Annotated in this window: 18 protein-coding genes; 11 read left to right on the plus strand and 7 right to left on the minus strand. The window is 76.0% G+C overall.

What is annotated here, in order from left to right; all coding sequences use genetic code 11:
• Nucleotides 1-142 precede the first annotated feature (142 nt).
• Both ABT263_RS16195 and ABT263_RS16200 read right to left on the minus strand, forming a co-directional pair.
• Nucleotides 143-1138: an aldo/keto reductase gene (locus ABT263_RS16195; protein WP_352291153.1), complete on the minus strand. Its 996-nt coding sequence runs from the start codon at nt 1136-1138 to the stop codon at nt 143-145.
• A gap of 205 nt (nt 1139-1343) precedes the next feature.
• Entirely contained in the window at nt 1344-1646 is a 303-nt protein-coding gene (locus ABT263_RS16200) for a GNAT family N-acetyltransferase (RefSeq protein ID WP_352291077.1), read from the minus strand.
• A 1096-nt stretch (nt 1647-2742) separates the two neighbouring features.
• Between ABT263_RS16200 and ABT263_RS16205 the strand changes: the two genes are divergently transcribed.
• From ABT263_RS16205 to paaE, 6 genes are all read left to right on the plus strand, one after another.
• Nucleotides 2743-4074, plus strand: coding sequence for a M20/M25/M40 family metallo-hydrolase (locus tag ABT263_RS16205; protein WP_352291078.1), 1332 nt, complete (start codon nt 2743-2745; stop codon nt 4072-4074).
• 518 nt (nt 4075-4592) lie between these two features.
• Nucleotides 4593-5636 (plus strand): 1,2-phenylacetyl-CoA epoxidase subunit PaaA, encoded by a 1044-nt coding sequence (gene paaA, locus ABT263_RS16210; protein WP_502885808.1) that lies wholly within the window; start codon nt 4593-4595, stop codon nt 5634-5636.
• The gene (paaB, locus tag ABT263_RS16215) at nt 5633-5926 is read left to right on the plus strand and encodes a 1,2-phenylacetyl-CoA epoxidase subunit PaaB (RefSeq protein ID WP_329490494.1); all 294 of its coding nucleotides are present in this window, start codon (nt 5633-5635) and stop codon (nt 5924-5926) included. Before paaA ends, paaB begins: the two co-directional genes overlap by 4 nt.
• Before the next feature lie 17 nt (nt 5927-5943).
• Complete coding sequence (gene paaC, locus ABT263_RS16220; RefSeq protein WP_352291080.1) at nt 5944-6825, plus strand: 1,2-phenylacetyl-CoA epoxidase subunit PaaC; 882 nt, start codon at nt 5944-5946, stop codon at nt 6823-6825.
• Nucleotides 6819-7325, plus strand: a complete 507-nt coding sequence (gene paaD / locus ABT263_RS16225) for a 1,2-phenylacetyl-CoA epoxidase subunit PaaD (RefSeq protein ID WP_352291081.1) — start codon at nt 6819-6821, stop codon at nt 7323-7325. Before paaC ends, paaD begins: the two co-directional genes overlap by 7 nt.
• Nucleotides 7326-8435 (plus strand): 1,2-phenylacetyl-CoA epoxidase subunit PaaE, encoded by a 1110-nt coding sequence (gene paaE, locus ABT263_RS16230; RefSeq protein ID WP_352291082.1) that lies wholly within the window; start codon nt 7326-7328, stop codon nt 8433-8435.
• Here paaE and ABT263_RS16235 read toward each other — a convergent pair.
• Complete coding sequence (locus ABT263_RS16235) at nt 8423-9514, minus strand: NAD(P)-binding domain-containing protein (protein ID WP_352291154.1); 1092 nt, start codon at nt 9512-9514, stop codon at nt 8423-8425. The genes paaE and ABT263_RS16235 overlap by 13 nt on opposite strands.
• 200 nt (nt 9515-9714) lie before the next feature.
• On the minus strand, nt 9715-10086 hold the full coding sequence (locus ABT263_RS16240; RefSeq protein WP_329490498.1) for a YbjQ family protein: 372 nt from the start codon (nt 10084-10086) through the stop codon (nt 9715-9717).
• A gap of 122 nt (nt 10087-10208) precedes the next feature.
• On the opposite strand from ABT263_RS16240, the gene ABT263_RS16245 reads away from it, so the two are divergent.
• From ABT263_RS16245 to ABT263_RS16255, 3 genes are all read left to right on the plus strand, one after another.
• Nucleotides 10209-11144 (plus strand): hypothetical protein, encoded by a 936-nt coding sequence (locus tag ABT263_RS16245; protein ID WP_352291083.1) that lies wholly within the window; start codon nt 10209-10211, stop codon nt 11142-11144.
• Nucleotides 11145-11209: 65 nt separating this feature from the next.
• Entirely contained in the window at nt 11210-11821 is a 612-nt protein-coding gene (locus ABT263_RS16250) for a hypothetical protein (RefSeq protein ID WP_352291084.1), read from the plus strand.
• Between the two features lie 97 nt (nt 11822-11918).
• Nucleotides 11919-12635 (plus strand): aminoacyl-tRNA hydrolase, encoded by a 717-nt coding sequence (locus ABT263_RS16255; protein WP_352291085.1) that lies wholly within the window; start codon nt 11919-11921, stop codon nt 12633-12635.
• A gap of 37 nt (nt 12636-12672) precedes the next feature.
• On the opposite strand, the gene ABT263_RS16260 is transcribed toward ABT263_RS16255, so the two are convergent.
• Genes ABT263_RS16260 through ABT263_RS16270 form a run of 3 tightly spaced genes read right to left on the minus strand, consistent with a single transcriptional unit; the run spans nt 12673 to nt 15185 of the window.
• On the minus strand, nt 12673-13419 hold the full coding sequence (locus ABT263_RS16260) for a hypothetical protein (protein ID WP_352291086.1): 747 nt from the start codon (nt 13417-13419) through the stop codon (nt 12673-12675).
• A 45-nt stretch (nt 13420-13464) separates the two neighbouring features.
• Nucleotides 13465-14280 carry an ABC transporter permease gene (locus ABT263_RS16265; RefSeq protein ID WP_352291087.1) on the minus strand — a complete coding sequence of 272 codons (816 nt, stop codon included), beginning with the start codon at nt 14278-14280 and terminating at the stop codon, nt 13465-13467.
• Entirely contained in the window at nt 14277-15185 is a 909-nt protein-coding gene (locus ABT263_RS16270) for an ATP-binding cassette domain-containing protein (protein ID WP_352291088.1), read from the minus strand. The genes ABT263_RS16265 and ABT263_RS16270 overlap by 4 nt, the downstream gene beginning before the upstream one ends.
• Before the next feature lie 131 nt (nt 15186-15316).
• On the opposite strand from ABT263_RS16270, the gene ABT263_RS16275 reads away from it, so the two are divergent.
• Entirely contained in the window at nt 15317-16564 is a 1248-nt protein-coding gene (locus tag ABT263_RS16275) for a sensor histidine kinase (protein ID WP_352291089.1), read from the plus strand.
• The gene (locus tag ABT263_RS16280; RefSeq protein ID WP_352291090.1) at nt 16561-17241 is read left to right on the plus strand and encodes a response regulator transcription factor; all 681 of its coding nucleotides are present in this window, start codon (nt 16561-16563) and stop codon (nt 17239-17241) included. Before ABT263_RS16275 ends, ABT263_RS16280 begins: the two co-directional genes overlap by 4 nt.
• Nucleotides 17242-17257 lie beyond the last annotated feature (16 nt).

Raw genomic sequence — 17257 nt, forward strand, 5'->3', positions numbered from 1 at the left:
GTGGGGTGCCTGTTTCTGGGGGTGTTTCTGTCTTGGGGGGGGGGGGGGGGGGGGGGGGGGGGGGGGTGGGGGGGGGGGCTGGGGGGGGGGGCGGGGGCGGGGCCCCGCCCCGGCCGCGAACCGGCGACCGCCGTGGTGCCGGTCAGTGCTCGCTGTCGAGGTGGGCCATCTGAGCGGCAGCGTACCTGTCCCCGGCGGCGGACCCGGCGGGGACGGCGGCCTCGATGGCGGCGAGGTCGACTGGGGTGAGGGCGACGTCCAGCGCACCGAGGGCCTCGGCGAGCCGGTCGCGACGGCGGGCGCCGACCAGCGGCACGATGTCCTCGCCGCGCGCGGCGACCCAGGCGATCGCGACCTGGGCGACGCTCGCGCCCCGCTGCTCGGCGACCGCGCGCAGCGCCTCGACCAGGTCGAGGTTGTGGGCCAGGTTGTCGCCCTGGAAGCGGGGGCTGTGGCCGCGGAAGTCCGAGCCGGCCAGCGCGCGCTCGTTGTCCCAGTGCCCGCTGAGCAGCCCGCGCGAGAGCACGCCGTACGCGGTGACGCCGATGCCCAGCGCGCGGGCGGTGGGCAGGATCTCGGCCTCGATGGACCGCGAGAGCAGTGAGTACTCGATCTGCAGGTCGCTGATCGGGTGCACGGCGGCGGCCCGGCGCAGCGAGTCGGCGCCGACCTCGGAGAGGCCGATGTGGCGGACGTGACCGGCCTTGACGAGGTCGGCGATCGCGCCGACGGTCTCCTCGATCGGAACGCTCGGGTCCAGCCGGGCCGGGCGGTAGACGTCGACGTAGTCGGTCCGCAGCCGGCGCAGCGTGTAGGCGAGGGCGGTCTTGGTGGCGGCCGGGCTCGCGTCGTAGCCGAGCCACTGGCCGTCCGGGGCGCGCTGGGCGCCGAACTTCACGCTGATCTGCACGCTCGCGCGGTCCCGGCCGCGCAGTGCGTCGTGGATCAGCAGTTCGTTGTGGCCCATGCCGTAGAAGTCGCCGGTGTCGAGCAGGGTGATGCCCGCGTCGAGTGCGGCGTGCACGGTCGCGATGCTCTCGGCCTCGTCGGCCGGGCCGTAGAGGTCGGACATGCCCATGCAGCCGAGGCCGAGGGCGGAGGTGGTGGGGCCGGTGGCGCCGAGCGGGCGCTGCGGGATCCGGGAGGTCGTGGTCACGGGGTGCTCCGGCGGAGTGAGGGGGTGGAGGGGCCGGCGGCCGCGCGGGGCGCGGGCCTGCCGGGTTCCACTATGGCACTTGGCTGACAGATTTCAAAGTTTGTCAGCCGTCATCTGTCAGTCGTCATCCGTCATCCGTCCGTCGTCACCTGTTACCTGCTATCTGTCAGCCGTCACCTGTCATTCGTCAGTCGCTCACCCGGCTGCGGTTCTCGTAGGCCAGATCCGTGTACTCGGGGTGGCGCAGCATCCAGCCCTTGATGAACGGGCACGTCGCCAGTACCGCCAGGCCCCGTTCGCGTGCGTCGTCCAGCGCGGCCCGGGCCAGCGCGCTGCCGACCCCCTGACCCCCGAACGCCGGCTCGACCACGGTGTGCGGGTAGACCACCAGCCGGTCGCTGCGGATGTACTCGGCGAAGCCCGCCGGGGTGCCGTCGACCCGGGCCTCGAAGCGGTTCCCGGCTTCGGCGTCGTGCACGGTGACGGTCATCGAAGGCTCCTCGCGGTAGGTCGCGGAGCCGGGGCCGGCCCCGGTCCATCATCGAGTTCCGGCGGCCGCACCGCCCGTCGGTCGGCCCGGTGTTGCCGCGGCCGCGCCGTCTCCGCGCCGGACGGCCCCGCCGTCCGGTGGACCGCGAGTCGCTCCCGACGGGGGGCAACCGGGCGCCCGGGCACCGCACTTGGGCCGGTGCCGGGTCGCCCCGGGCCGCCCCGGGCGCGCCGCCCCGGTGCTCTCGCCCGGTCGCCTCCGCAGCGACGGCCACCCGGCCGACGGGCCGCACCACGGGTGCCTCCGCCGCCGCCGCGTCGCGACGGACGGCCGCGCCGACGGCCCGCTTCCTCGTACCGGGCGCTGAGCCGGGGTCACCCATCCGGCGTGGAAAACCCGCGCCTTGGGCGTTTGGGCTGCCGAACCCGGGCGCCGGGTCCATGGTGGAGATGGGCGCGATCCGGCGACCGCGCTCGCGCGCCGATCCAGGCCCGCGCGCCGTGCGCCCGCCGCCGTTCTCCGACGGGTGCCCGAGGCAGGGCCCGCCCCTCCGGCGCGCTGGGAGCAGGGCCACCTCGCAGGAAGCCGAACGGTTCTTCTAGGCTCACATCTCGGCTTCCCCGTGGCGGTGCCGTTGCTGCGCCCGCCGCATCGAAGCCGCCGTCCACGGGGGCTCCGGGTCGACCGGGGCCTCCGGATCGAGCGAGGAGGACGCAATGCCAAGCATGCCGCCCAGCCGTTCCACCGCACTCGGGCCAGACGGGCCGACCTGGCAGGTCGTACGCCGGGCCGGGGCCGCACGCCCCGGCTGGTCCGGGCACCCGGGCTGGTCCGGTCGGCCGGTCCGGCCGCTGAATACCGGCGGCGGCCGCGGAGGCGAGCGTTGAGTCCTCAAACCGTCCGGCCGCCCGCCGCGTCGACCGTGACCACCGCGGCCGCCGGCCCCCCCTCGGCCACCGTCGCCCCTGTGACTCTCGCCACAGCCGCGGCCACGGCCACAGCCGCAGCCGCAGCCGCAGCCGTAGCCGCAGCCACGGCCCCAGGCCCAACCACAACCACACCCAAGGCCGCGGCCATCGCGGAGGCGGTGCAGGCGGTGCGGTCCACCCCGGCGCCGGCCGCGACGCCGGCCGCGACACCGCCCCGGCCCGAGCCCGCCCCGCCGGCCCGCCCCACCGCCTCCGCCCAGGCGTCGCCCGTGGAGCCGCCCGCCCCGGCGGCCGCCGACGGTGATCCCCACGCCGGGCTGACCGCCGCCCTTCCCGGACTGCCCCAGGCCCTCAGCTCCCGCGCCCGTACGCTGGCCGGAGCCGTCCGACGCCGCTGCGCGGACCTCGCCCGTATCGAGTCGCCCAGTGGCGACGCGCCCCGACTCGACGCCCTCGCCGAGGAGTTGGCCGCCGGATTCGGCGCGACCGGCGCCACCGCCCACCGCGAGCCCGGCCCCGCCGGTGATCACCTGGTGCTCCAGTGGGACGGCCAGGACGAGAGCCTGCCGCACCTCCTCGTGGTCGGCCACCACGACACCGTCTGGCCGGCCGGGATCCTGAACGACTGGCCGGTCACCGAGCAGGACGGCACTCTCAGCGGCCCCGGCGTCGTCGACATGAAGGGCGGACTCGCCGTCCTGGAGGGCGCGTTCGCCCTGCTGGCCGACCTCGGTCAGCGCCCGCACCGCACCGTCCGGCTGGTCGTGGTCTCGGACGAGGAGGTCGGCAGCCCGGACGGCAGGCGCCTGGTCGAGCGCCAACTGCGCGGCGCGGCGGCCGTCCTGGGGCTCGAACCGCCGCACCCGGACGGCCGGCTCAAGACCGCCCGCCGGGGCAGCACCCGGGTGCGGCTCACCGTCACCGGGCGGGAGGCACACGCCGGCAACGACGCCGGCGAGGGGGTCTCCGCGGTGGACGAGCTGGTCGACCAGCTGGTCGCGGTCCGTGACCTCGCCCGCCGGCCCGGTACCGAGCTCAACGCCGGGCGGATCAGCGGCGGTACCCGCGCCAACGTGGTCGCCGGCCGGGCCGAGGCCGAGCTGGGCCTGCGCTTCTCCACTGGTGAGGCGCAGCGCCGCACGCTCGACAGCCTCGCCCGGCTCACCGCGCTGCGGCCGGGGGCCCGGGTGCGGACGGAGGTCCTGTCCAGCCGGCCGGCCTGGCCGGAACGCACCGCCAACCCGCTGCTGCGGCACGTCCGGTCGCTCGCGGCGGTGCTCGGGCAGCAGCTGGACGGCGGCCCGGCCGGCGGTGCCGGTGACACCAACCTGCCGGGCTCCCGCGGCCTGCCGACGCTGGACGGCTTCGGCGCGGTCGGGGCCGGGGCGCACGCCCGGCACGAGCACATCCGGATCGATCAGCTGGCGCCCCGGATCGCGCTGCTGGCGGCGCTCCTCGCCGTACCGCTGCCGCGCCTGCGGGACCGGTCGGAGGGGTGAGCGCGCCCCCGTCGCGGTAGCGGCGGGCCGGGCCGGGTGGGCCCGTCGTCCGACCCCGGACGGCGGGCCCACCGCTGTGGGGGCCGGTTGCGGTGAGCGGTTCCCGTGTCGGGGTCGCCGTGACGTGCCGCGACGGACGGGTCGCTGCCCAGCGGGGCCCGGCGAGGTCACAGCGGGGCCCGGCGAGGTCACAGCGGGGCCCCGGTGAGGCCCTCGGGGAGACGGTGGCCGCCACCCGCACCCCCGTCCGGGGCGGTCCCCGGCGCGGGAGCGAGTCCCGGCGGACCCCGGGCGGCCCGGTTCCCTTGTCAGGGCGCCGCCTCACCGCGCACAATGGTACCGACCGAACGGTCAGTCGGTTGCCGTGAGGGCGGCGGCCGAGCCCGGCACACCGCGCTGCCGGTGGCCGGTGCACGGGGCGCCGGTGCGGGGGACGCGAGCGGATCGCGCCCGGGCACCGGCCACCGGGGCACCGGCCACCGGGCGCGGACCGCAGGGACAGGACGCGAGAGGGGCGAGTGGTGACAACAGAGGTGGCCGAACCGGCCTCCGCGCAGACGCAGGAGGAGCGGTTCGAGGCGGTCGTCGCCGCCGAGCAGCGGATCGAACCCCGGGACTGGATGCCCGACGCCTACCGGGCCACCCTGATCCGCCAGATCGCCCAGCACGCCCACTCCGAGATCATCGGCATGCAGCCCGAGGGCAACTGGCTCACCCGCGCCCCGTCGCTGCGCCGCAAGGCGATCCTGCTCGCCAAGGCCCAGGACGAGGCCGGCCACGGCCTCTACCTCTACGCCGCCGCCGAGACCCTCGGCGTGGACCGGGCGGAGCTGACCGAGAAGCTGATCTCCGGCCGCCAGAAGTACTCCTCGATCTTCAACTACCCGACCCTCACCTTCGCCGACGTCGGTGTGATCGGCTGGCTGGTCGACGGCGCCGCGATCTGCAACCAGGTACCGCTCTGCCGCTGCAGCTACGGCCCGTACGCTCGGGCGATGGTCCGGATCTGCAAGGAGGAGTCCTTCCACCAGCGCCAGGGCTACGAACTGCTGATGACGCTGATGCGCGGCACCGACGCCCAGCGGCGGATGGTCCAGGACGCGGTGGACCGCTGGTGGTGGCCGTCCCTGATGATGTTCGGTCCCTCCGACGCGGAGTCGCCGAACACCGCCCGCTCGATGGGCTGGCGGATCAAGCGCCACACCAACGACGAGCTGCGGCAGCGCTTCGTCGACATGACCGTCCCGCAGGCGGACCACCTCGGGGTCACCCTGCCGGACCCGGCGCTGCGCTGGAACGAGGACCGGGGCTGCTGGGACTTCGGCGAGCCGGACTGGTCCGAGCTGACCAGGGTCATCCAGGGCCAGGGCCCGTGCAACGCCCAGCGGGTGGACCGCCGCCGCGCGGCCCACGAGGACGGCGCCTGGGTCCGCGAGGCGGCCACCGCCTACGCGCGCAAGCGCCGGGCGGAGAGCCGCCCGGCCGCCCCGGCCGCCACCTCCCCGGCCCCGACGGCCGGACCCGAAGCGCCGAGCGCGCAGAGCGAGGAGAACGGAAAGTGACCGAGTCCAAGGCCGGCTGGCCGCTCTACGAGGTGTTCGTGCGCCCCCGGCGCGGACTGAACCACGTCCACGTCGGCTCGCTGCACGCGGCCGACGACCGGATGGCGCTGCTCGCCGCCCGTGACCTCTACACCCGGCGCAACGAGGGCGTCAGCCTCTGGGTGGTCCCCTCCGCCGCGATCACCGCCTCGACCCCGGACGAGCGCGACCCCTTCTTCGCCCCCAGCGGCGACAAGGTGTACCGCCACCCGACCTTCTACGACATCCCCGAGGATGTCCCGCACATCTGACGGGGAGCAGCACGACCATGACAGACGACCACGTCTACCTGAGCCTCTCCGAGGCGTCCGACGAGCCCGAGGGCGAAGGCCGCTGGGCGTACGGGACGGGCTTCGCCGACCCGCTGCTCGGGGTGGACACCGCCGTGCCGCCCGGCCTGGACGGCGCCGACCTCGCCGCGTACTGCCTGATGCTGGGCGACGACGCCCTCGTCCTCGCCCAGCGGCTCACCGAGTGGTGCACCCGGGCGCCGGAGCTGGAGGAGGAGGTCGCGCTCGCCAACCTGGGCCTCGATCTGCTCGGCCAGGCCCGCCAGCTGCTCACCCGGGCCGGCCAGGCGGACGGCTCCGGCCGCACCGAGGACGACCTGGCGTACTGGCGCGAGGAGCACGACTTCCGCAACGTCCGGCTGGTCGAGGCGGAGAACGGGGACTTCGCGTTCTCGGTCGCCCGGCTGCTGGTCTTCGCGACCGCGCGCGGCGCGCTGTACGAGGCGCTGGCTACGCACCGCGACCCCGTGCTGGCGGCGGTCGCCGCCCGGGGCGTCAAGGAGCTGGCCTACCACCGCGAGTACGCCACCGCCTGGACGCTGCGGCTCGGCGACGGGACGCCGTACTCGGCGCTGCGGATGCAGGCCGGTCTGGACGCGGTCTGGCCGCTGGTGGAGGAGCTGTTCACGGCGCATCCGGTGGAGCTGCGGGTCGGCGTGGACCCGGCCGGCCTGCGCGAGCCGGTGCTGCGCTCGCTGGCCGCCGTCCTCGCCGAGGCCGGGCTGACCGTGCCCGAGGTGCCGGGGCTGGCCACGGTCGGCGGCCGGGCGGGGCGGGACGGCGTGCACACCGAGGCGCTCGGTCCGCTGCTGGCCGAGTTCCAGGTGGTGGCCCGCGCGCACCCGGGGGCGACATGGTGACGACCACGCGCGGCCGGGCCTGGGAGGTCGCGGCGAGCGTCCCGGATCCGGAGCTGCCCATGCTCACCCTGGCCGACCTCGGGGTGCTGGCCGAGGTGGAGGAGGGCGGTCCGACGGTGACCGCCTGGCTGACCCCGACCTACTCCGGGTGCCCGGCCGTCGCCGAGATGGCGGCCGATGTGGACCGCCGCCTGCACGCGGCGGGGTACCCGGACGTCCGGGTGCGGCTGCGGCTGGACCCGCCGTGGTCGACGGACCTGATCACCGAGGAGGGCCGCCGCAAGCTCGCCGAGGCGGGCATCGCGCCGCCCGACCGGACGTCGGCGCACCGGTCGTCCCCCGGCCTGCTGGCCCTCGGCCCGACCCGCCGTGTGGTGGCCTGCCCGCTCTGCGGCGGCACCGACACCGAGGAGCTGTCCCGCTTCGGCTCGACCGCCTGCAAGGCGCTGTGGCGCTGCCGCGACTGCCGCGAGCCCTTCGAACGCGTCAAGGAGATCTGAATGGCCGCCAGCCCCGCCCCGGCCCCCGGCCCCGCCCCGGCCGCCCGGCGTCCGGCCTTCCACCACCTGCGCATCGCCGAGGTGGAGCGGCTCTGCGACGACGCCGTCGCGGTGACCTTCGAGGTGCCGGAGGCGCTCGCCGAGGAGTTCGCGTTCCGCCCCGGACAGACGCTGACGCTGCGCCAGGTGGTGGACGGCACCGACGAGCGCCGCTCGTACTCGATCTGCGCCCCCGTCGGCGGCCCGCTGCGGATCGCCGTCCGCGAGGTGCCCGGCGGGCTGTTCTCCCGCCGGCTGGTGCGGGAGGCGCGGGCGGGCGAGGAGGTCGAGGTGCTGACGCCGTCCGGGCTCTTCACCCCGACGCTCGGCGAGCCCGCCGACCACGTGCTGCTGGCGGCCGGCTCCGGCATCACCCCGATGCTCTCCATCGCCGCCTCCGTCCTGGCCGCCGACCGCACCTCCACCGTCACGCTGCTCTACGGCAACCGGCGCAGCGACACCGTGATGTTCGCCGACGAGCTGGCCGACCTGAAGGACCGCTACCTCGGCCGGTTCCAGCTGGTGCACGTGCTCTCCCGGGAGACCCGGGACGCCGAGCTGCTCAGCGGGCGGCTGGACCCGGAGCGGGTCGAGGCGCTGCTGAGCGCACTGGTGGACGTGCCGGCGGTCGGTCACTGGTGGCTCTGCGGGCCGTTCGGGATGGTCACCGGCGCCAAGGAGCTGCTGGCCGGGCTGGGCGTGCCGAGCGCGCGGGTGCACCAGGAGCTGTTCCACGCCGAGGACGAGCCGGCCGCCGAGCGGACCGAGCCGTCCGGTCCGGCGGACGGCGTCGCGCACAGCGAGGTGACCGTCGTCCTCGACGGGCGCGGCAGCACGCTCACGCTGCCGCGCGACCGGTCCGTCCTGGACGGCGCCCAGCGCTCCCGCCCCGACCTGCCGTTCGCCTGCAAGGGCGGGGTCTGCGGTACGTGCCGCGCCCTGGTCACCGAGGGCGAGGTGGAGATGCGCCGCAACTTCGCGCTGGAGGAGAAGGAGCTGGCCGCCGGCTACGTGCTGACCTGCCAGGCCCGCCCGCTCACCGACCGGGTGACGGTCGACTACGACCGCTGAGCGGGCACCGCGGCCGCCCCGGCCGGCGGTCCGAGCAGCGCGATGATGTCGTGGACGGCGGCCCGGCCCGCCCGGTTGGCACCGACGGTGCTGGCGGACGGGCCGTAGCCGACCAGGTGGACGCGCGGGTCGACGGTGGCCCGGGTGCCGGTGAGGGCGATCCCGCCGCCGGGGGAGCGCAGGCCGAGCGGGGCGAGGTGGCCGACCTCGGGGCGGAACCCGGTGGCCCAGACGATCGCGTCGACCGCCAGCTCCCGCTCGCCCCAGGCGACGCCGTGCTCGGTGAGGCGGTCGAACATCGGCCGGCGGTGCAGGGCGCCGAGCTCCTCGGCCCGGCGGTAGGCGACGGACGGGCCGAGCCCGGTCACGCTCACCACGCTGCGCACCGGCAGCCCCTGGCGGACCCGCTCCTCGACCTTGGCGACCACCGCGCGGCCGTACTCGGGGGTGAACGGGCCCTCGTGGAAGACGGGCGGGGTGCGGGTGACCCAGACCGTCTCGCCGACGGCCGCGACCTCGGACAGCACCTGGACCGCCGAGGCTCCGCCGCCGACCACCAGGACGCGCTTTCCGGCGAACTCCGCCGGCCCCCGGTACTCGGCGTAGTGCAGCTGCCGCCCGGCGAAGTGGCCGGGGTAGTGCGGCACGAAGGGGCGGGTCCAGGTGCCGGTGGCGTTGATCAGCGCCCGGGTGGACCAGGTACCGGCGTCCGTCCCGACCAGCAGGCGGGCGTCCGGCCGGTCGGACTCGGAGCGCACCGCCCGGACGTGGACGGGGCGCACCACCGGGAGCGCGTGCTTCGCCTCGTACGCCGTGAAGTACCCCGGGACCACCTCGCGCGCGGGCGCGTCCGGGTCGGGCTCGGGCAGTTCGAAGTCGGGCAGGTCGTGGAAGCCGTGCACGGTGGCCATCCGCAGCGAGGGCGCGCGGTGCGCCCAGGCGCCGCCGGGGGCGGAGCCGGCGTCGAGGACGACGAAGCCGCCGTCGGCGTCCTCCCGGTAGGGGGCGAAGCCGCGGCGGCGCAGGTGGTAGGCGGCGGACAGACCGGCCTGCCCGGCCCCGACCACCAGGGCGTCCACCCGTCGGCTGGTCCGGTCGGCCCCCGGGGCGGCGCCGGCGGCGAGCGGGGCGGCCCCGGGCTCGACCGCCCCCAGGTTGGTTGCACCGTAAACAGTCACGCCGGTGAAACATCCCGCGGGCGGGGAGTGTTCCCGGCGCGGGGGAGGACCCTCGCGCCGGGACCCGGCGGTGGGTGCGGCCAGGGGCTCGGGCGGCCGGCTCAGGTGAGCGGGGAGATCACCACGGCGGTGCCGTAGGCGCAGACCTCGGTCCCCGCGTCCAGCGCCTCCGTCACGTCGAACCGGAACATCAGGACCGCGTTGCCGCCGCGTGCCTTGGTCTGCTCGACCAGGCGCTCCATCGCCTCGTTGCGGCTCTCCACCAGGGTCTTCGTCAGACCCCGCAGCTCGCCGCCGACCAGTGACTTCAGGGAGGCGCCGATCTGGCTGCCGATGTGCCGGCTGCGGACCGTCAGGCCGAAGACCTCGCCGATGACGTGGTCGACCCGGAAGCCGGGGATGTCGTTGGTGGTCACGACCAGGACCTGGGCGTCCGGGCGCTGCCCGCCGCCGAATTCGTCGATGTTAGCCATGGGGCCATCCTGCGTGCTGCGTACCGCCGGTGGGCAGAGGCATGGCCGGGAACCGGCGGAGAAGGCGCCGAGATGCCGGACGGACCGGTGATCGGTCGGCGGAAAGGCCGTACCGTAGCCCCATGGGCGAGCGAAGCGATCATCCACAGGGGCCGGGCGCGGCGGAGGACTCGGGCGCGCAGGAGATCGAGGCGACGGTGGTGCTGGGCCTGCGGATCACCGACTGGCCGGCGTTGCGGGCGGCCGCGATCGCGGCCGTCGAGGAGCTGGACTTCGCGGGCGTCGACCCGGCGGGTCAGCGCCGTGAGCTGCTGCGCGAGGTGTCCGAGGACGCCAACGCGGCGCTCGGCGCGTTGCTGCACCCGGACCGGCTGGTGGCCGCGATCGCCGGTGTCGAGGCGATCGGCGGCACGCTGGAGATCAGCGTGACCGAGGACTTCGCGCCGGACTTCGCCGAGTTGTTCCCGCTGGACGGCGGCGAGGACGAGGACGGCGGCGGCGGGGCCGGCGACTGGACGCTGACCCCGCGCACGGCCTGCCTCCTCCACGCCCAACTGCTGGGCCTGGCCGACGCCGCGTACGACGACCTGGAGGAGCACGAGGACGAGCCGGTCGGCGACGGCGACGAGACGGACTGGACGGTCTTCGCCCGGCTGCCGCAGCGCACCTGGCGCCAGCACCGGAACTGGCGCCGGGCGATGGCCCGCGCCTTCGACGACCTCGCCGACGACCTCGCGCTCGGTGAGTGGCCGCTGCCGCGGAACCTGGCCGAGGAGATCGCGCTGCGGATGGCCCTGGTGGACGCCCGCTCGCTGCTCGGCGCGCAGCCGGAGTCGGTCGCCGACATGATGGGCGACCTGCCGGCCGACCTCTACGACTACGACTGGGACGGCTGCCACGACGAGCTCTTCGGCGTCTTCGGGCCGGACGACGGCGATCCGGAGCTGAGCACCGAGCAGCGCACCGAACTGCTGCTCGCGGCGACCCACCCGGAGGGCTGGTTCCTGGTGTACGAGGACGCCGAGGAGCGGGATCCGCAGCGCGGCTACCGGCGCTGACGGCGCGGGTCGGGGCGGCCCGGCCGGGTGGGGCGGGGTGCGCGGCGGCCGGTTAGGCTGCGGGCATGTCCGATTTGTCCGACAGTCCTGACGGGCCCGCCGCCGGCGCGGGCCTCGCCGACGCCGGTGCGGCCGCCGCCCTGGGTACCGCCGTCTCCGGCGCCCGCGCCTTCGGAGCCGCCGCCGGAGCCTCCGATGCCGGTGCCCACGACGCCGCCGGTGCCGACGACCGCGTGCTGGAGCGGCTCACGCTGGGCCTGGAGGGCGTCGAGGCCGCCCAGCGCGGGCGGCGGGCGCAGGCCCGGGAGAGCTTCGAGCGGCTCTGGCACGAGCTCGGCGAACGCGGCGACGTCTTCCACCGCTGCGTCCTCGCCCACTACCTGGCCGATCTGCAGGACGATCCGCACGCCGAGCTGGAGTGGGACCGCCGGGCCCTGGCCGCCGCCGACTCGCTGACCGCCGAGCGCGCGCAGACCTACGCGGCCGCCCTCCAGGTCCGGGCGTTCTACCCGGCCCTGCACCTCAACCTGGCCTCCGACCACCTCAAGCTCGGCGAGCCCGAGGCGGCGCGCGAGCAGCTGGAGCGCGCCGTGCGGAGCCTCGACGCGCTGCCGCAGGACGCGTACAGCGCGGGTATCCGGACCGCCGTCGAGGAGTTGCGGCAGCGCCTGCGCTGACCCGCCCGCCGGCCCCCGGCGGGAGCCCCGGGCCCGGCGGTGCGTCCCGGCCGACCTGGCGTGATCACCGCCGCGTGCGGGCTGGCATGCTGGACGGGTGACTTCTCCGTTCGACGCCCCCGTCCCCGCCCCTGCTCCCGAGGACCGCGACGCCCGGCCGCAGTACGTGCTGCCGCTGGTCGTCCGGCTGGAGCGGGCCACCCCGCCCGGGCGGACCGACGCGCTGGAGACCTCGGCGCGGGCCGTGCTCACCCTGCTCTCCGACCCCCGGGTCACCGCGCCGGACGGCGAGTGGGCCGAGCGGGTCGAGGCCTGGGAGGACGCCCGGATCCGCAAGGTCGTCCGGCGCGCCCGGGGCGGCGAGTGGCGCCGGGCGGGCGAGCTGCCGGGCATCACGGTGGCCGGCCGGGAGGCGGAGGTGCGGGTGTTCCCGCCGGTCCCGCTCGACGGCTGGCCCAAGGAGCTCGCCAAGCTCCAGGTCTCCGGCACCGATCTGGAGGAGAGCGGTCCGGTCGCCGAGCCCGGGGCGGGCCTGCCGGTGCTCTGGCTCAACCCGGAGCTGGAGATGAGCGCCGGCAAGACGATGGCCCAGACCGGCCACGCCGCCCAGCTCGCCTGGTGGCGGCTGGACGACGCGCAGCGCAAGGAGTGGGCGGAGTCCGGCTTCGCGCTGGCGGTCCGGACGGCCACCCCGCAGGCCTGGGCGGAGCTGGTGGCGAGCGGTCTGCCGCTGGTCCAGGACGCGGGGTTCACCGAGATCGCCCCGGGGAGCTGCACGGTGGTCGCGGAGCACCCGGCGCTGCGGCGAGGCTGACCGGGGCCGGTGGGCGGGCCGGGCGACCGCCCACCGGTCACCCGGCGCGGACCGCGTACCGGCCCACCGAGCGCAGACCGGCGCAGGCCGCCGCGGCCGCCCAGAGGGCCATGATCAGCAGACCGGTCCAGTGGCCGTAGTGCACCGTCGGGTCCGCCTGGGTGCGCATCGCGTGGAAGCCGGCCCGGTCGGGCAGGAACTGCGCCGCCTCGCGCACCCCGGGGATCGCCGTCAGCACGGTGGTGCCGAGGAAGAGCATCGGGGTGAGCAGGCCGAGCGCGGCGCTGAGGTTGCGCAGGACGGCGGTCAGCCCGAGGCAGAGCACGATCAGCAGCGGGTGGTAGAGCACCCCGGCGAGGAAGCTGCGCCCGGTACCGGGGACGGTGAGGTCCACCCCCACGGTCGCGGCGGTGGCCAGGAACGAGCCGGCCGTGGAGACCAGCCCGAGCAGCAGCCCGAGCCCGGCGCCGAGGGCCAGCTTCGCGCCGTAGAGCCGCCCGCGCCGGGGGACGGCGGTGAGCGAGGCGGCGATCATGCGGGTGTTGAACTCCTGCCCGATCAGCAGGACGCCCACGCAGGCCACCGCGACATGGCCGAACTGCAGGCCGTAGTAGATCCCGATGGACGGGTCCTCGCCGGGGGTGTGGTCCACCTGCCCGTACGCGGCGTTGACGGCGGCGGTGATGCCGACGGTCAGCGCGAGGGCGACGAGCGGAGTGCTCCACTGCGAGCGGAGGGTGGTGAACTTGAGCCGCTCCGAGCGGAGTACGGCGGCGGTGGTCATCGCGGGGGCGTCCTTTCCGGCAGGTCCGGTGGTGGGGAGTGGCGGTCAGGCGTCGGCCCGGCGCAGCGCGCGCAGGCCGCCGTACGCGGCCGCGGCCGCCCAGAGGGCCATGATCAGCAGACCGGTCCAGTGCCCGTAGACGACCTGCGGATCGTCGGCGTAGTGCAGCGCGTACTGGCCGGCCCGGTCGGGCAGGAACTGCACCACGCGGCGGACCCCCGGCACGCCGGCCAGCAGCGGGGAGAGCAGGAAGACCGTCGGCACCAGCAGGCCCATCGCGGCAGTGAGGTTGCGCAGCACGGCGGTCAGGCCGACGCAGGTCACCACCAGCAGCACCGGGTACAGCACCCCGGCGGTGGCGCTGCGGAGCAGGCCGGGGCCGTCCCAGGCACCGGCGGCGTAGGCGGCGTAGCCGGCGAAGGAGCCGGCCGTCCCGAGCAGGCCGACGACGAGGGCCACCAGCGCGCCCAGGGTGAGCTTCCCGGCGTAGAGCCGCCCGCGCCGGGGGACGGCGGTGAGCGAGACGCCGATCATGCGGGTGTTGAACTCCTGCCCGATCAGCAGGACGCCGAAGCAGGTCAGGGCGGCCTGGCCGAAGTTGAGGCCGTAGTGGATCCCGATGCCGGGGTCGTCGATCAGGCTGGCGTCCTCGTCGCCGAGCGCCGCGGCGGTGGCGGTGCCGAGCCCGGCCGTCAGCAGGACCGCCAGGAGCGGGGTCAGCCAGAGCGAGCGCAGGGTGACGAGCTTGATCCACTCGGACCGCAGGACCTGCCCGAAGCCCGTCGGGGCGGACCCCGGGGCCGGCGCCGTGCCGGTGCGGACGGGGGAGCCGGTGCGGACGGGCGTGCCGGTGGCGCTCATGCCGCCACCGCCCGGTACTCGACGCTGTCGGCGGTCATCCGCATGAAGGCCTCCTCCAGCGAGTCCTGTTGGACGGCGATCTCGTACAGCACCACGCCGTTGGCCGCCGCCAGTGCGGCGATCCGCTCCGGCTCGGCGCCGGTGACCTCCCAGGCGCCGCCGTCCACCGCCTCGGCGGCCAGGCCGGAGCCGGCCAGCAGGGCGGCCAGCTTCACCGGGTCCACCGCGCGGACCCGGACCCGGGTGCGGCCGTGGCGGTCGAGGAAGTCGGAGGTGGCGGCGTCCGCCAGCAGCCGGCCCCGGCCGATCACCACCAGGTGGTCGGCGGTGAGCGCCATCTCGGTCATCAGGTGCGAGGAGACCAGCACCGACCGTCCCTCGGCGGCGAGTTCGCGCAGCAGGGTGCGGATCCACCGGATGCCCTCCGGGTCGAGGCCGTTGACCGGCTCGTCGAGCATCAGCACCGGCGGATCGCCGAGGAGCGCGGCGGCCACGCCGAGGCGCTGGCGCATGCCGAGCGAGAAGCTGCGGATCCGGCGCCCGGCCGCGTCGGCGAGACCGACCTGGCCGAGCACCTCGGCCACCCGGCGCTCCGGCAGGCCGCCCGCGGCGGCCAGCCAGCGCAGGTGGCCGCGGGCGGTGCGGCCGCCGTGCAGGGCGTGGGCGTCCAGCAGCGCGCCGACCTGCCGCAGCGGGTCGGCCAGTTCGGCGTAGGGGCGGCCGCCGACCAGCGCGCGGCCGGCGGTCGGCCGGTCCAGGCCGAGGACCAGTCGCATGGTGGTGGTCTTGCCCGCGCCGTTCGGCCCGAGGAAGCCCGTCACCACACCGGGCCGGACCTCGAAGTCGAGGCCGTCGACCACGCGTGTGCCGTCGTACTCCTTGGTGAGGCCCTGAACCTGGATCACGGCTGCCCTCCCTCTCTGTCGATGGCCCTATTCGACCGGAGCGGAGGCTGCGGCGGATCCCGCCGGGGAGGGGACCGGCCTCCCTCCCGGGAGGGAGGCCGCCCGTGCCCCTGGCCTGGCAGGATGGCCGGATGCCCAGGATCCTCGCGCCGCTGCTGAGCGCCGCCACCTACGCGAGGTGGCTCCATCTGCTGATCGGTCTGGTCTTCGCCGGCGTCGTCCTGCTGGTCTTCCCGGGGACGGAGGGACGCAGCCTCGGCGGGCTGCTCGCGCTGGCCGTCCCGCTGGACGTCGCGCTGCTCGTGGCGGCCGCCCTGGTACCCGCGATGCGCCGGGCGGAGGGTGTCCAGGCCCGGTTGCTGCTGATGCCCGCGCGGGAGCAGGACATCGCGGCCGAGCCGGCCCGCGGCTTCGCCGACCGGCGCCGTACGGCGGCCTGGCTGATCGGGCGGGTGGCCCTCGGGACGGCCGTCGGCTTCCCGTCCGTCCTGGTGCCGGCCGCCGCCGTCGGGCTGCTCGTCCGGCCGGAGCCGGACCTCTTCGGCCTCCGGCTCCCGGCGCGCGAGGGGTTCACCTGGTACCCGCTGCTGGCACCGGTGCTGATGTTCGCCCTCGGCTGGCTGGTGGTCTGGGCGGGCCGTCTCCAACTCGCCATGGCCGTGCGGTTGCTGGGGCCGTCCCCGGCCGAGCGGCTGGCCGCCGCCGAGCTGCGGGCCGAACGCCTGCTGGAGCGCAACCGGCTGGCCCGGGAGCTGCACGACTCCATCGGCCACGCGCTGACGGTGACGGTCATCCAGGCGGGCGCGGCGCGGGAGGTGGGCGACCCGGCGTTCGTCGCCAAGGCGCTCGAAGTCATCGAGGAGACCGGCCGGCAGGCGATGGAGGACCTGGAACGCACGCTCGTCCTGCTCCGCGAGACCCGCGACCCCGCCGGTACGGGCGGGGCCTTCGAGGGCGCGGACGGCGCCGACGGCCCGGCCACCGAGCGGCCCGGCATCGGGCAGCTGCCCGCCCTCTTCGACACCGCGCGTTCGGCCGGCAGCCCGGTCGAGGCGTGGATCGGCGTACCGGCGGCGAAACTGCCCGGGGTGCTCTCCCGGGAGGGCTACCGGATCGTCCAGGAGGGCGTCACCAACGCCCTCAAGTACGCGCCGGGTGAGCCGATCACCGTCCGGATCGCGGTGCGGGAGGGGCAGTTGGAGCTGCGCTGCACCAACGCGCTGGCGTCGTCCGCCGTCCGCGCGACACCACGCCGGGGCGGCAAGGGACTTCGCGGCATCCGCGAACGGGCCACCCTGCTCGGCGGCGAGGCCGCGGCGGGGCCGGAGGCCGGACAGTGGGTGCTGGCCGTGCGGATGCCCCTACGCTTGGGCGCGTGATGATCGACATTCTGCTGGCCGACGACGAGGAGCTGGTCCGGGCCGGGCTGCGGGCCGTCCTGGAGGCGCAGGGCGACCTGCGGGTGGTCGGCGAGGCCGCCGACGGCGCCGAGGCGGTCGCGATGGCGCGCGAACTGCGCCCGCAGGTGGTGCTGATGGACGTCCGGATGCCCCGGCTGGACGGTCTCGCGGCGACCCGCGCGCTCGTCGGGTCCGCGCCGCCCGGCGGGCCGGACGGCTCCGGCGGGCAGCCGCCGAAGATCCTGGTCGTCACCACCTTCGAGAACGACGACTACGTCTACCAGGCCCTGCGCGCCGGGGCCGACGGCTTCCTGCTGAAGCGCTCCCGCCCGGCGGAGATCGCCCACGCCGTCCGGCTGGTCGCGGCGGGTGAGTCGCTGCTCTTCCCGACCGCGATCCGCCGCCTGGCCGCCGGCCAGGGCAACCGGGCGGCCCGGGACACGATGGCCCGCGCCGCGCTGACCGAGCGCGAGGCCGAGGTGCTGCGCCTGGTGGCCCGGGGGCTGACCAACGGTGAGATCGCCGAGCAGCTCTTCCTCGGCGTGCAGACGGTGAAGACGCACGTCAGCAGCGTGCTGGCGAAGCTCGGGGCGCGGGACCGCACCCAGGCGGTGATCGCCGCGTACGAGTCCGGGTTCGTGGAGCCCTCGGAGTAGCCGGGCGCCGGCCGGG

Source organism: Kitasatospora sp. NPDC001603 (genome assembly GCF_040298365.1).
GTDB lineage: Bacteria > Actinomycetota > Actinomycetes > Streptomycetales > Streptomycetaceae > Kitasatospora.